Raw genomic sequence first — 14,603 nt, 5'->3', positions numbered from 1 at the left:
GGCTTCCGCATGCAGCTACAATTGACCGGTTCTGTCGCCGCCGAGTGCCCTCATGGCCTCTGCGGCGCGCGGAGCGAAAGACGATTGTAACCCCAGTGCGGGATACTCGTCGGGCCGGAGGCGAAATGGTTCGCACCGGCACACTACAACGCCACACACGCATCGACACCGGTTTCGGGGTGCCCTGCCCGCTTTTCAAGCGCCAGGGTCGAGGTCGGGGATGCGTGGAGGTTCAACCCCAGGAGTACAACATGCCTCAAGTCACCATGCGCCAGATGCTGGAAGCTGGCGTTCATTTCGGTCACCAGACCCGTTACTGGAACCCGAAGATGGGTCCGTACATCTTCGGCGCGCGCGGCAAGATCCACATCGTCAACCTCGAGAAGACGCTGCCGCTGTTCAACGACGCCATGAACTACGTGTCGGGCCTGGCGCAGAAGCGCGGCACGATGCTGTTCGTCGGCACCAAGCGCGCCGCGCGCGAAGCCATCGCCGACGAGGCCGCCCGCTGCGGCATGCCGTTCGTTTCGCAGCGCTGGCTGGGCGGCATGCTCACCAACTTCCGCACCGTCAAGCAGTCGGTCTCGCGCCTGAAGGAACTGGAAGAAGCCGAAACCGACGGCACCTTCGAGAAGCTGGTCAAGCACGAAGTGCTGTCCCTGCGCCGCGAGCGCGAGAAGCTGGAGCGTTCGCTGGGCGGCATCAAGGACATGAATCGTCTGCCGGACGCGCTGTTCGTGATCGACATCGGCCACGAGGACATCGCCGTGCAGGAAGCCCGCAAGCTGGGCATCCCGGTGATCGCCGTGGTCGACACCAACTACGACCCGAGCCTGGTGGACTACGCCATCCCGGGCAACGATGACGCCATCCGCGCCATCCAGCTGTACACCCGCGCCGCCGCCGACGCCGTGCTGGAAGGCAAGGCCGCTTCGCCGGCCGCCGCCCAGGGCGACGGCAACGAGTTCGTCGAGCTGGACGCCGAGGGCAACCCGGTGATGAAGGCCGACGACAAGAAGAAGGACCCGGCCAAGAAGGCCGCAGCCAAGAAGCCGGCCGCGAAGAAGCCCGCCAAGGCCGACGACAAGGCCGAAGCCGCCGCGTCCGAAGACAGCGAATAAGCCATTCACGGCGCCCGTGCCATGTCGGCCGGGCGCCCGCAAGAACATCGAGGAAATCCGATGCAGATCAGTGCACAACAGGTCAAGGAACTGCGCGAGCGCTCCGGCGCCGGCATGATGGAATGCAAGAAAGCTCTGGTCGAGAACCAGGGCGACATCGACACGGCCATGGAGTGGCTGCGCAAGCAGGGTCTGGCCAAGGCCGACAAGAAGGCCGGCCGCGTGGCCGCGGAAGGTCGCATCGTCGCGGCGCAGGACGGCAGCAAGGCGGTCCTGGTCGAAGTCAACTGCGAGACCGACTTCGTGGCCAAGGACGAGAACTTCCTGACCTTCAGCGACAACGTCGCCAAGGTGGCCCTGGAATCGGGCGCCGCCGACGTCGACGCGCTGAAGGCCGCCGCCTACCCGGGCAGCAGCGACAGCGTCGAGGACACCGCCAAGGGCCTGATCGCCAAGATCGGCGAGAACATCCAGGTGCGTCGCATGGCGCGCGTGGAAGCCGACGGCGTGATCGGCAGCTACATCCACGGCGGCCGCATCGGCGTGCTGGTGGCCCTGAAGGGCGGTTCCGAGGAACTGGCCAAGGGCATCGCCATGCACGTGGCGGCGATGAATCCGAACTACATCACTCCGGACGACGTCCCGGCCGAGGTGCTGGAGAAGGAAAAGGAAATCGCCCTGGCGCAGATGACCGACAAGGACAAGGCCAAGCCGGCCGACATCCAGGAAAAGATGATCCAGGGCAAGCTGCGCAAGCTGTGCGCGGAGCAGTCGCTGACCGGTCAGTCCTACGTCATGGACACCAACAGCAGCGTCGGCGACGTGCTGAAGAAGGAAGGCGCCGAGATCCTGGCCGTCGAGCGTCTCGCCGTCGGCGAGGGCATCGAGAAGGCCGAGGACGACTTCGCCGCCGAGGTGATGAAGCAGGCCGGCCTGGCCTGATTCATCCGCCATCGAAGCACCCGGAAGGGCCGCGCATGTCGCGGCCCTTCTTTTTTGTCCGCGGCATTTCGTCCGCGACGCCGAAACGGACTGCTACGGCGCGCCCGCATCCGCTACAATCTCGGCGTTTGCTCGCCTCCTGGAAATCGCCCATGTCCGACGCCGCGCCGAAGTATCGCCGCATCCTGCTGAAACTCTCCGGTGAGGCCCTGATGGGCGAAGAGGACTACGGGATCGACCCGAAGGTCATCGGCCGACTCGCCGACGAGATCATCGAGGCGAGCAAGGCGGGCGTGCAGATCGGCGTGGTCATCGGCGGCGGCAACATCTTCCGCGGCGCCGGCCTGGCCGCGGCCGGCATGGACCGCGTCACCGGCGACCACATGGGCATGCTGGCGACCGTCATCAACGCCCTGGCGATGCAGGACGCGCTGGAGAAGCGCGGCGCGTACGCCCGCGTGATGAGCGCCATCCAGATCCACGACGTGTGCGAGGACTACATCCTGCGCCGCGCCGTGCGCCACATCGAGAAAGGCCGCATCGCGATCTTCGCCGCCGGCACCGGCAATCCGTTCTTCACCACCGACTCGGCGGCCGCGTTGCGCGCCATCGAGCTGAACGCCGATCTGCTGCTGAAGGCCACCAAGGTCGATGGGGTCTACACCGCCGATCCGGCCAAGCACAGCGACGCCGAGCGCTTCGAGACGCTGACCTACGACGAGGTCATCGAGCGCAAGCTGGCGGTGATGGACACCGCCGCCATCGCCCTGTGCCGCGATCACGGCATGCCGCTGCGCATCTACGACCAGACCCAGCCGGGCAACCTCGGCCGCATCCTGCGCGGCGAGCCGATCGGCACCCTGGTCGAAGCCGCCTGAACCCGCGCCGCAGCCGCGGCGAACCCGTTTCCGACACGCCGGCCGCGGGCCGGCGCGCTGCTATACTCGCCGGATCGCCCGGCCTTTGGAGTCCTGCATGATCAACGACATCAAGAACGATGCTGAAACCCGCATGGGCAAGAGCGTCGAGTCGCTCAGGCACGAACTGCAGCGCCTGCGCACCGGCCGCGCCAGCGTGGCGCTGGTCGAAGGCATCAAGGTGCCCTACTACGGCGCCGAGATGCCGTTGACCCAGGTCGCCGGCGTCGCCGTCACCGACGGCCGTTCGCTGACCATCACGCCGTGGGAAAAGGAGATGGTCGCCCCTATCGAGAAGGCGATCATGGCCTCCGACATCGGCATCACGCCGAACACCGCGGGCATGGTCATCCGCCTCAACCTGCCGCCGCTGACCGAAGAGCGCCGCAAGGAGCTGGCCAAGCACGTCGCCGGCGAGGGCGAGAACGCCAAGATCGCCATCCGCAACATCCGTCGCGACGCGCTGCATCAGGTCAAGGAACTGGAAAAAGCCAAGGAAATCAGCGAGGACGACGAGCGCCGCGCCGAGGAAGAAATCCAGCGTCTGACCGATCGCTTCGTCAAGGAAGTCGACGCCGTGGCGCAGGCCAAGGAAGAGGAGCTGATGGCGGTCTGACGCCATCGCGCTCCATCCTCCGCCGCCATGCCCACCGACACGCCCAGCCTGCCGCGCCATGTCGCCATCATCATGGACGGCAACGGCCGCTGGGCCGAGCAACGCCGTCAGCCGCGCAGTTTCGGCCACCGCGCCGGCCAGAAGGCCGTGCGCCAGACCATCGAGCACTGCGTGCGGCGAGGCATCGGCGCGCTGACGCTGTTCGCCTTCTCCAGCGAGAACTGGCGTCGCCCGGAGACCGAGGTGTCCGCGCTCATGACGCTGTTCCTGAAGGCGCTGGACAAGGAAGTCGACCAGCTGCACGCCAACGGCGTGCGCCTGCGCTTCATCGGCGACCTGTCGCGCTTCGACGCGCCCTTGCGCGAACGCATGCTGGCCGCGCAGACGCGCACCGCGGAGAACGCGAAGCTGCACGTCAACGTGGCGGTGAACTACGGCGGCCACTGGGACATCGCGCAGGCCGCGCGCGCGCTCGCCGAAGCCGTCGCCCGTGGCGAACTGGAAGCCTCCGCCATCGACGCCGACGCCCTGGCCGCGAAGGTATGCCTGGCCGACCAGCCGCCCCCCGACCTTTTCATCCGCACCGGCGGCGAACAGCGGATCAGCAATTTCCTGCTGTGGCAGCTGGCCTATACGGAGCTGGTGTTCACGGATACGCTGTGGCCGGACTTCGACGCCGAGTGCCTGGACGCGGCGCTCGACGATTACGCCGGCCGCCAGCGCCGCTTCGGCCGCACCGGCGCGCAAGTCGCCGACATCGCCGCGACCTGACCTAGGGACGACCGTATCGCATGCTCGTACAGCGCATCCTCACTGCCCTGCTCCTCATTCCGCTTGCTCTGGCGGTGATGCTGCTGCCGCCGACCTGGCTGTTCGGCGTCATCGTCGGCCTCGTGTTCCTGGCTGCACAGTGGGAGTGGACGCGTCTGTGCGGCGTGCGCAAGCGCGCAACGCGCGCGGCCTGGCTGCTGCTGACGCTGATCCTGCTCGGCGTGCTATGGACGCTGCGCACGCATCCATGGGCCTGGACGCTGGGCGTCGCCGTGGGCGTGCTGTGGTGGCTGACCAGCCTGCTGTGGCTGCGCAACTACAGCTTCGCGGCCGCGCCGACGCGCGAGAATGCGCTGCTGAAACTACTGGTCGGCCTGCTGATCTTCGTGCCCGCCTGGTTGGCCCTGATCGGCATGCACGGCCAGCCGCACGGCCCGTGGTGGGTGCTGCTGGCGATCCTGATCGTCTGGGCCGCCGACACCGGCGCGTATTTCTCCGGCCGCCTGTTCGGCAAGCGCAAGCTGGCGCCGCGCATCAGCCCGGGCAAGACCTGGGCCGGCGTCTACGGGGCGCTGGCGCTGGGCGGCGCGGTCAGCGTGGTCGGCGGCTGGCTGCTGCACGTGCGCCATCCGGCCGCGTTGCTGGGCATGCTGTTGCTGGGCGTGGTCACGGTGGCCGCCTCGATCCTGGGCGACCTGATCGAAAGCCTGTTCAAGCGTCAGGCCGACATCAAGGATTCCGGCACGCTGTTCCCGGGCCACGGTGGCCTGCTCGACCGTCTGGACAGCGTGTTCGCGGCGCTGCCGGCGTTCGTCATCGTCAAGCTGCTGCTGGGGCTGTGATGCGTTCGCGAGCGGCACGATCCGCGAAGGCGGGCGCATGAGGACGCTGGCGATCTTCGGCGCCACCGGTTCGATCGGCGGCAGCACGCTGGACGTGGTCGCGCGCCATCCCGATCGCTTCCGCGTTGGCGTCCTCGCCGCGCATCGCAACAGCGAAAAGCTGGCACAACTGTGCGCGCAGTTCCGGCCGCAGATGGCCATCCTGGCCGATTCGGCGATGGAAGCCGATCTGCGCCGACGCCTGGACGCCGCGCATGTCGCCTGCGAAGTGCGCTCCGGCATGGACGCCATCCGCGAGGCCGCCGCCGATCCGTTGTGCGACACCGTCGTCGCCGCCATCGTCGGCGCGGCCGGTCTCGACTCCACGCTCGCCGCCGCGCGCGCCGGCAAGCGTCTGCTGCTGGCGAACAAGGAATCGGTGGTGATGGCCGGCGCGCTGCTGATGCAGGCGCTGCACGAAGGCGGTGGCGAGCTGATCCCGGTCGATTCCGAGCACAACGCCATCTTCCAGTGCCTGCCCGGCGAGCGCCCCGCCCTGGCTTCGGCCGGCGTGCGCAAGCTGATCCTGACCGCTTCCGGCGGTCCGTTCCGCGGCCGCAGCCGCAAGGACCTGCACGCCATCACGCCCGCCCAGGCCTGCGCGCATCCGAACTGGAGCATGGGCCGCAAGATTTCGGTCGACTCGGCCACGCTGATGAACAAGGGCCTGGAAGTCATCGAGGCGCACCACCTGTTCGGCGCGTCGCCCGACATCATCGATGTGGTCGTGCACCGGCAGAGCCTGGTGCATTCGCTGGTCGAGTACGCCGACGGCTCGGTCCTGGCGCAACTGGGCAATCCGGACATGCGCACGGCGCTGGCGCATGCGCTGGCTTGGCCCGAGCGCATCGAGGCCGGCGTGCCGCCGCTGGACCTCGCCGCCGCCGCACGCCTCGATTTCGAGCCGCCCGACACCGACACCTTCCGCTGCCTCGACCTGGCCTTCCAGGCACTGCGCGAGGGCGGTGACGCCACCACGCTGCTGAACGCTGCCAACGAAGTGGCCGTGGCCGCATTTCTGGAAGGAACGCTGCCGTTCCTGGGCATTGCCGACGTCATCGAGCAAGTCCTTGCGGAACTGCCCGCCGAACCCGTGGTCGATATCCCGACACTCAGGGCGCGTGATCTCATGGCTCGCGATACGGCCCGCCGTTGTATCGGCGGACGCTGCTAAGCTACACCGATCACGCCGCCCCGCGCGGTGTACCTCCGTTCTGCTGCTGATTCACGACCTGACGACTGCATGAGCACATTTTTTGGTTCCGTATGGTGGCTGATCGTCACCCTCGGCCTGCTGGTGACCTTCCACGAGTTCGGTCACTTCTGGGTGGCACGTCGCTGTGGCGTGAAAGTGCTGCGCTTCTCGGTCGGTTTCGGCCGCGCGATCTGGAGCCGCATCGGCCGTGACGGCACCGAATACCGCATCGCCATGATTCCGCTCGGCGGCTACGTGAAGATGCTCGACGCCCGCGAAGGCGACGTGCCGGACGACCAGAAGGACCAGGAGTTCACCGGCAAGAGCGTGTGGAAACGCATCGCCATCGTCGCCGCCGGACCGGGCTTCAACCTGATCTTCGCCGTGGCCGCATTCTGGCTGATGTTCGTGATCGGCAAGCCGGATGCCGTGCCCGTGCTCGCCGCGCCGCCGGCGCAGACGCTGGCGGCCCAGGCCGGCATCCAGAGCGGCGACCGGATCCTGGCCGTCGACGGCCGCAAGGTCGTGACCTGGAGCGGCGCGCTCGATGCCATCTCCGAGGACGCACTGCTGCGTCATCCCTCGCACCTGCTGATACGCCGCAACGGCAACGAGCTTCCTTTCACGCTACCGCTGGACCAGTTGCCCGCCGACGTTGCCGTGAACACCTCGTTCGACCGCATCGGCCTGCTCCCGGGCGGCGTGCCGCCCGTGGTCGGCAAGCTCGAACCCGATAGCGCGGCGCTGCAAGCAGGCATCCGCAGCGGCGACCGCGTGCTCAGCGTCGACGGCGAGCCGGTCCGCGAATTCACCGACATCGGCACGCTGATCCAGGCCGCCATGAAGCATGCCGATACCGTCACGCTGGGCCTGCGGCGCGACGGACGCGATCTGAGCGTGAAGCTGCAGCCGAAGCACGATACGACCGGCGACCCGACCCGCTGGATCATCGGCATCTACCCGGCCGCGTCGAAGCTCGAAACCGCGACGCTCCGTTACGGACCGGTCACGGCGCTCGACAAGGCCTTCGGCGCCACCTGGGACAAGACCGCGACCACCTTCCAGATGATCGGTCGCATCCTCACCGGCCAGGCCTCGGCGCGCAATCTGTCCGGCGTCATCACCATCGCCCGCGTCGCCAATGCCTCGGCCCAGATGGGGCTGAGCTGGTTCCTCGGCTTCCTCGGACTGGTGTCGCTGAGTCTGGCCGTGATCAACCTGCTGCCGATTCCCGTCTTGGACGGCGGGCACCTGCTGTATTACCTTATCGAGCTGGTCAAGGGCAGCCCGGTCAGCGAACGCACCATGATTGCTGGCCAGATGGTCGGCCTCGCCGTGCTCGCCTGCCTGGTCGGTCTGGCTCTGTACAACGATATTCTCGGACTCTCGTCTTGAACCGAGGCTCCTATTCGCCGCGGCCTGGAGCCGCGTACTTGCGCATCACCCACTGGAATCGACGATGAAGCGTATCGCCGCCCTGATCCTGCTCGCCTCCATGACCGCCAAGGCCGTGGCCATGCAGCCGTTCACGATCTCCGACATCCGAGTCGACGGCCTGCAGCGCATCGCTGCCGGCACCGTCTATAGCTATCTGCCGGTCGCCAAGGGCGACACGCTGACCGAGAGCAATGCCAAGCAGTCCATCAAGGCACTGTTCGATACCGGCTTCTTCAGCGACGTGGAGCTCGAACGCCAGGGCGACATCCTGGTGATCAAGGTGGTCGAACGTCCGTCGATCGCCAAGCTCAACATCCGCGGCAACAAGGCCATCAAGACCGATGACCTGAAGAAAGGCCTGAAGCAGATCGGCCTGGTCGAAGGCGACACCTTCGACCCGCTGGCGCTGCGTCGCGTGCAGGACGAACTGATCACGCAGTACTACAACCGCGGCAAGTACAACGTCTCGGTGAAGACGCACGTCACCCGCCTGGACCGCAACCGCGTGTCGCTCGACATCGTGGTGCGCGAAGGCGAGACGGCCCGCATCAAGGCCATCAACATCGTCGGCAACACCGCTTTCAGCGACAAGCAGATTCGCGACGGCTTCGAGTCCGACACCAGCAACTGGCTGTCCTGGTACACCAAGGACGACCAGTACTCGAAGGAAAAACTCTCCGGCGACCTGAAGAAGCTCGATTCGTACTACATGGATCGCGGCTACGCGGACTTCAACGTCAACTCGACGCAGGTGATGATCAGTCCCGACAAGCGCAAGATGTACATCACCGCCAGCATCAAGCAGGGCGAGGTGTACAAGATCTCCGGCGTGCACCTGCTCGGCAACCTGATCCTGCCCGAGAAGACCATTCGCTCGCTGGTGTTCATGAAGAAGGGCGACACCTTCAACCGCTACCTGGTCGAGCAAAGCAAGAAGGCCATCAAGAGCGTGCTGTCCAACATCGGCTATGCCTTCGCCGAGGTACAGGTGGTACCCAAGCTGGACAAGGAAAAACGCACCGCCGACATGACGTTCTACGTCAAGCCGGGCAAGCGCGTGTACGTGCGCCGCATCAACTTCCAGGGCAATACCAAGACCCAGGATTCGGTGCTGCGTCGCGAGATGCGCCAGCTCGAGGGTTCCTGGTACAGCCAGGCCGCCATCGACGCCTCGAAGCGCCGCCTGCAGACGCTGGGCTACTTCAAGGACGACGTGAAGGTCGACACCCAGCGCGTCCCGGGCACGGACGACGAGGTCGATCTCAACGTCAAGGTCGAGGAGAAGTCCTCCGGCAGCCTGATGTTCGGCGTGGGCTACTCGCAGTATTCCGGCGTGATCTTCAGCGCCTCGGTTTCGCAGAACAACTTCCTCGGCAGCGGCGACAAGTTCTCCGTGGCCGTGCAAAAGAGCAACTACTATTCGCAAATCCAGCTCGGCTACGTCAATCCGTATCTGACCGACGACGGCGTCAGCATCGGCTACAACGCCACCTACAGCAAGCTGGACTACGGCAACACCGACTTCGCCAACTACACCAACAGCACGCGCTCGTTCTCGACCACGATCGGCGTGCCGGTGAGCGAGGTCGACCGCCTGCAGTTCGGCCTGGGCGTCACCAGCAACAAGATCAACCTGTATCCGGGCTACTCGCCGCAGCAGCTGATCGACTACCAGAACCTGATCGGCAACAAGACGATCCATTCCTGGACCGGCACCATCGGCTACTCGCGCGACACCCGCAACTACTACTGGGCGCCGACACGCGGCGGCGTGGAATCGCTGTCCGTGAGCGCGGCCCTGCCCGGCTCCACCGTGCAGTACTGGAAGGCTTACTACCACGGCAACCATTACTGGCCCGTGGGCGGCGGCTTCGTGCTGCTGCTGGACGGCCAGCTCGGCTACGGCAAGACCTACGGCAAGGACAAGCAATACGACTTCCCGTTCTGGGAGAACTACTACGCAGGCGGCGTGCAGGACGTCCGCGGTTACCAGGACAACACTCTGGGTCCGCGCGCCTACGTGCCGGCCTACGGCTATGCGCAGCCGATCGGCGGCGCCTTCAAGGTCAAGGGCACGGCGCAGATGTTCCTGCCGATCCCCGCGCTGAAGGACGTCAGCACCGCGCGCGTGGCCGCGTTCGTCGACGTCGGCAATGTATACAAGGACTACAACTCCTTCGATGCCAGTCAACTGCGCGCCTCCTACGGATTGTCGCTGCAATGGCAGGCGCCGATCGGTCCGCTGGTGATCAGCTTCGCCGTGCCGTTCCGCGACCAGCCGCAGGACCATCGCTACGAAGAACGTCTGCAGTTCACCTTCGGCAACCAGTTCTAAGTCGTTCCGAGCGCCGTACGACGCGATCGGAACCGCCCTTTGCGGGGCGGTTCCGGGCGAACAAGGCCTTCTGGTCGTAGAATCCGGGTCCGTCGTCGCGCGCACATGCGCCGGCGATGCCCGTGGTGCGATGACGCGGACGAGCGCGTCGGCCACGGATGACCTTCATCGCTTCGCCGTTCGACGGCAGGGGAGTACCGTGTGAGCAGTTTCACGCTGGCCGAACTGGCCGAACGATTCGACCTGCACGTCCAGGGAGATACCGCGACGCGCATCGAGGGCGTCGGCACGCTGGCCTCGGCCGGACCGGGCCAGCTGACCTTCCTGGCCAATGCACGCTACACCGCACAGATGCAGGAAACGCACGCGTCCGCCGTGGTGCTCGCCGCCGACGCTGCCGAGTCCTGCCCCACGCCGGCCCTGATCGCGCGCGATCCGTACCTCGCCTTCGCCAAGATCGCCGCGCTGTTCGAGAAGCGCGCCGCGGCCGAACCCGGCATCCATCCGACCGCCGTCGTCGCCGACAGTGCCATCGTCGCCGAGACGGCCAGCATCGGCCCCTACTGCGTGATCGAGGACAACGCGCGCGTCGAGGACGGCGCCGTGCTCGGCCCCTATTGCATGGTCGGACCGGACTGCGTGGTTGGCGCGCAGTCGCGCCTGATCGCACGCGTGACCCTGGTCATCCGCGTGCGCCTCGGCCGCCGCGTGCAGGTGCACCCGGGCGCGGTGATCGGCGCCGACGGCTTCGGCATCGCCGTGGACGCGGGGCACTGGACCAAGGTGCCGCAGCTCGGCGGCGTGCGCATCGGCGACGACTGCGAGATCGGCGCCAACACCACCATCGACCGCGGCGCACTGGAAGACACCGTGCTGGCCGAGGACGTGCGTCTGGACAACCAGATCCAGGTCGCCCACAACGTCAGCATCGGCGCGCACACGGCCATGGCCGGTTGCAGCGCGGTGGCCGGCAGCGCGAAAATCGGTAGTTGGTGCCTGATCGGCGGCAACGCCGGCATCCTCGGGCATCTGGAAGTGACCGACCGGGTTACCATTACCGCCAAGAGCCTGGTGACGCATTCGATTCGCGAACCGGGCGAATATTCATCCGGCGTGCCGCTGCAAGACAATCGTCTGTGGCGCCGCAATGCCGCACGCTTCAAGAAGCTGGACGAGTACGCGCGCCGCCTCACGGCGCTGGAAAGGAAAGATCATGAGTGACACCGTCAACCTGCCGGTCAACGTGGAGCATATCCAGGAGCTCCTGCCGCACCGCTATCCCTTTCTTCTGGTCGATCGCGTGATCGAACTGGAACCCGGCGAGCGTGTCGTCGCGATCAAGAACGTGACCATCAACGAACCGTTCTTCCAGGGTCATTTCCCGAACCACCCGGTCATGCCCGGCGTGCTGGTGATCGAGGCCATGGCCCAGGCCGCCGGTACACTGATCATGCTCAGCAGCAAGAGCGACTCCGACACCAAACCGCTGTTCTATCTGGCCAAGATCGACAAGGCGCGCTTCGCCGCCAAGGTGGTGCCGGGCGACCAGCTGCGCCTGGAAGTGCGTCTGAAGCGCATGCTGCGCGGCATGGGCCTGTTCGAGGCCCGCGCGGTGGTGGACGGCAACGAAGTGGCCAGCTGCGAACTGATGTGCGCCGGCCGCGCCGAGTGAGGTGACCGCGATGATTCACGCCAGCGCCCAGATCGACCCCAAGGCCCGCCTTGCCGACGACGTTCAGGTCGGCGCGTTCAGCGTCATCGGCGCGGATGTCGAGATCGGCGCCGGCACGATCATCGGGCCGCATGTGGTCATCGAAGGGCCGACCCGCATCGGCAAGAACAACCACGTCCATTCCTTCGCCTCGATCGGCGGCGACGCCCAGGACAAGAAGTTTCATGGAGAGCATGCCGAACTGATCATCGGCGACAACAACGTCTTTCGCGAATTCGTCACCGTCAACCGCGGCACCGGCGACGGCGGCGGCGCGACCCGCATCGGCAACGACAACTGGTTCCTGGCCTACGTGCACATCGCCCACGACTGCCAGGTCGGGAACCACACGGTGTTCTCCAACAACGCCTCGCTGGCCGGTCACGTGGAAGTCGGCGACTGGGTCATCATGGCCGGCTTCAGCGGCGTGCATCAGTTCTGCAAGATCGGCGAGCATGCCTTTGTCGGCATGGGTTGCCTGGTCGGCGCCGACGTGCCGCCGTTCGTCATCATGGGCAAGCAGGAACACGGCCGCCCGCGCGGCATCAACAGCGAAGGCCTGAAGCGTCGCGGTTTCGAGCCGGAGCGCATCGCCACCATCCGTCGCGCCTACCGCACGCTGTACATGGCCGGCCTGCCGCTGGCCGAAGCGCGCGAACGGCTGAACGAACAGGCCGATTCGAGCGACGACGTGAAGGCGATGCTCGACTTCATCGCCCGCAGCGAACGCTCGCTGAAACGCTGATCCGTGCGCCGTCCCCGCGACGGTGCAGCATGAACCCTCTGCAACCTGCGCCGCCCCCGCGCGCGACGGCAGCGGCGATGTCCCGTATTCTCTGAAGGATGAGCGAAACACTTCACGAAGCCCGCACGGGCGCGGACGCGCCGACCCTCGTCGTGATCGCCGGCGAAGCCTCCGGTGACCAGCTCGGCGGCGCGCTGATCCGTGCCCTGCGCCAACGTTATCCGGACGCACGCATCGTCGGCGTCGGCGGTCCGCAGATGCAGGCCGCCGGCTTCGAGGCCTGGCACGACATCCACGAACTGTCGGTGATGGGCTTCCTGGAAGTGCTCAAGCACCTGCCGCGCCTGCTGAAGCTGCGCCGCAGCCTGATCCAGCGCATCGCCGCGCTGCGCCCCGACATCGTCATCGGCATCGATGCACCGGACTTCAATCTCGGCCTCGAACGCGCGCTCAAGCAGCGCGGGCTGCGCACCGTGCACTACGTCAGCCCGTCCGTGTGGGCGTGGCGCGAGAAACGTGCGGAGAAGATCGGCCGCAGCGCCGACCGCGTGCTGTGCCTGTTCCCGATGGAGCCCGAGATCTACGCACGGCATGGCGTCGACGCGCGCTTCGTCGGCCATCCACTGGCCGACCGCTTCCCGCTGGTCGCCGACCGTATCGGCGCACGCGACACGCTGGGACTGACGCACGATGCGCCGGTGCTGGCCGTGCTGCCCGGCAGCCGCGGTTCCGAAGTCGAGCGTCTCGGACAAGTGTTCCTGGAAGCCGCGGCGCGCGTGGCGCAGGCCCTGCCCGGCCTGCGCATCGTGGTGCCCGCGGCCAATGCGCGCTGCCGCGAAGCGCTGCAGCAACTGATCGCGAGAGCACCGAACGCGCCGCTGACCCTGCTCGACGGCCAGGCCCACGAGGCCATGCTGGCCGCCGACGTCGTGCTGCTGGCCTCCGGCACCGCCACGCTGGAAGCGATGCTGGCCAAGCGTCCGATGGTGGTCGGCTACCGCGTCGCGCCGCTGACCTACCGCTTCGTGCAGGCGCTGAAGCTGATCAAGACCGACACCTTCGCCCTGCCCAACATCCTCGCCGGTCAGCGCCTGGTGCCGGAACTGATGCAGGACGACTGCACCGTAGACAAGGTGTCCGCGGCGGTACTCGACCTGTTCCGCGACAGCCAGCGCCGCGGCGCCATCGTTGCCGCCTTCGAGGCGCTGCACCGCGAACTGCACGGACAGCAGGACGGCAGCGCCGCCGAACAGGCCGCAACCGCCATCGCCGAACTGCTGCCCGAGCGCGTACGCTGACATGCCCCGCCGCCGCCCCGTCAGCGCGCGCCTGGATCCCGGGCTGCGCATCGCCGGCATCGACGAAGCCGGACGCGGGCCGCTGGCCGGGCCGGTCGTGGTCGCCGCGGTGATCCTCGACCCGGCGCGCGCGATCCGTGGCCTGGACGATTCCAAGCAGCTCAGCGAGGCCAGGCGCGAGACGCTCTACGCGCGCATCGTGGAACGCGCGCTGGCTTGGCGCATCGTGTTCGTCGAATGCGCGCAGATCGACCGCATCAACATCTACCAGGCCACCTTGCACGGCATGCGCGAGGCCGCGCGCGGACTGGATCCCGCGGCCGAGTACCTGCTGGTCGACGGCAACAAGCTGCCCGACAATCTGCCCTGCGAGGCGCAGGCCGTGATCGGCGGCGACGCGCTCGAACCCAGCATCGGCGCGGCCTCGATCCTGGCCAAGGTGGCGCGCGATCGACACATGCAGGCGCTGGACGCGCGCTATCCCGGCTACGGCTTCGCACGCCACAAAGGCTACGGCGTTCCCGAACATCTGCAGGCGCTGCAGCGTCTGGGACCGTGCCCCGAACACCGCCGCAGCTTCGCGCCGGTGCGCAAACTGCTCGAACCCGGCCTGTTCGACACGTGACTTGCGCCC

14 protein-coding genes are annotated in these 14,603 nt (G+C 66.8%); all 14 read left to right on the top strand.

What is annotated here, in order from left to right:
* The first annotated feature begins 251 nt into the window (after positions 1-251).
* The 14 genes from rpsB to rnhB all read left to right on the top strand — a co-directional run bounded on the left by rpsB (position 252) and on the right by rnhB (position 14,594).
* Entirely contained in the window at positions 252-1,121 is an 870-nt protein-coding gene (rpsB, locus tag LF63_RS05175) for a 30S ribosomal protein S2 (RefSeq protein WP_043100103.1), read from the top strand.
* Between the two features lie 60 nt (positions 1,122-1,181).
* Entirely contained in the window at positions 1,182-2,063 is an 882-nt protein-coding gene (tsf, locus tag LF63_RS05170) for a translation elongation factor Ts (RefSeq protein ID WP_043100101.1), read from the top strand.
* Positions 2,064-2,215: 152 nt separating this feature from the next.
* Positions 2,216-2,941, top strand: a complete 726-nt coding sequence (pyrH, locus tag LF63_RS05165) for a UMP kinase (RefSeq protein ID WP_043100099.1) — start codon at positions 2,216-2,218, stop codon at positions 2,939-2,941.
* Positions 2,942-3,038: 97 nt separating this feature from the next.
* On the top strand, positions 3,039-3,596 hold the full coding sequence (gene frr / locus LF63_RS05160; protein ID WP_043100097.1) for a ribosome recycling factor: 558 nt from the start codon (positions 3,039-3,041) through the stop codon (positions 3,594-3,596).
* Between the two features lie 27 nt (positions 3,597-3,623).
* Entirely contained in the window at positions 3,624-4,367 is a 744-nt protein-coding gene (uppS, locus tag LF63_RS05155) for a polyprenyl diphosphate synthase (protein WP_043100094.1), read from the top strand.
* A 20-nt stretch (positions 4,368-4,387) separates the two neighbouring features.
* Complete coding sequence (locus LF63_RS05150; RefSeq protein WP_043100092.1) at positions 4,388-5,209, top strand: phosphatidate cytidylyltransferase; 822 nt, start codon at positions 4,388-4,390, stop codon at positions 5,207-5,209.
* Between the two features lie 37 nt (positions 5,210-5,246).
* Entirely contained in the window at positions 5,247-6,422 is a 1,176-nt protein-coding gene (locus LF63_RS05145) for a 1-deoxy-D-xylulose-5-phosphate reductoisomerase (protein ID WP_043100090.1), read from the top strand.
* 69 nt (positions 6,423-6,491) lie between these two features.
* On the top strand, positions 6,492-7,838 hold the full coding sequence (gene rseP / locus LF63_RS05140; protein ID WP_043100089.1) for an RIP metalloprotease RseP: 1,347 nt from the start codon (positions 6,492-6,494) through the stop codon (positions 7,836-7,838).
* A gap of 64 nt (positions 7,839-7,902) precedes the next feature.
* The gene (bamA, locus tag LF63_RS05135; protein WP_043100087.1) at positions 7,903-10,215 is read left to right on the top strand and encodes an outer membrane protein assembly factor BamA; all 2,313 of its coding nucleotides are present in this window, start codon (positions 7,903-7,905) and stop codon (positions 10,213-10,215) included.
* A 201-nt stretch (positions 10,216-10,416) separates the two neighbouring features.
* On the top strand, positions 10,417-11,436 hold the full coding sequence (gene lpxD / locus LF63_RS05130) for a UDP-3-O-(3-hydroxymyristoyl)glucosamine N-acyltransferase (RefSeq protein ID WP_043100085.1): 1,020 nt from the start codon (positions 10,417-10,419) through the stop codon (positions 11,434-11,436).
* Entirely contained in the window at positions 11,429-11,887 is a 459-nt protein-coding gene (gene fabZ / locus LF63_RS05125; RefSeq protein WP_043100083.1) for a 3-hydroxyacyl-ACP dehydratase FabZ, read from the top strand. Before lpxD ends, fabZ begins: the two co-directional genes overlap by 8 nt.
* A 10-nt stretch (positions 11,888-11,897) precedes the next feature.
* Positions 11,898-12,671: an acyl-ACP--UDP-N-acetylglucosamine O-acyltransferase gene (lpxA, locus tag LF63_RS05120; protein ID WP_043103218.1), complete on the top strand. Its 774-nt coding sequence runs from the start codon at positions 11,898-11,900 to the stop codon at positions 12,669-12,671.
* Between the two features lie 98 nt (positions 12,672-12,769).
* Entirely contained in the window at positions 12,770-13,969 is a 1,200-nt protein-coding gene (gene lpxB / locus LF63_RS05115) for a lipid-A-disaccharide synthase (protein ID WP_043100080.1), read from the top strand.
* A 1-nt stretch (position 13,970) separates the two neighbouring features.
* The gene (rnhB, locus tag LF63_RS05110; RefSeq protein WP_052394722.1) at positions 13,971-14,594 is read left to right on the top strand and encodes a ribonuclease HII; all 624 of its coding nucleotides are present in this window, start codon (positions 13,971-13,973) and stop codon (positions 14,592-14,594) included.
* Positions 14,595-14,603 lie beyond the last annotated feature (9 nt).

This window comes from Oleiagrimonas soli (assembly GCF_000761445.1).
Lineage (GTDB): Bacteria > Pseudomonadota > Gammaproteobacteria > Xanthomonadales > Rhodanobacteraceae > Oleiagrimonas > Oleiagrimonas soli.
The sequence above is the reverse complement of the archived record's forward strand: the minus strand, read 5'-3'. Positions and strand labels throughout refer to the sequence as shown.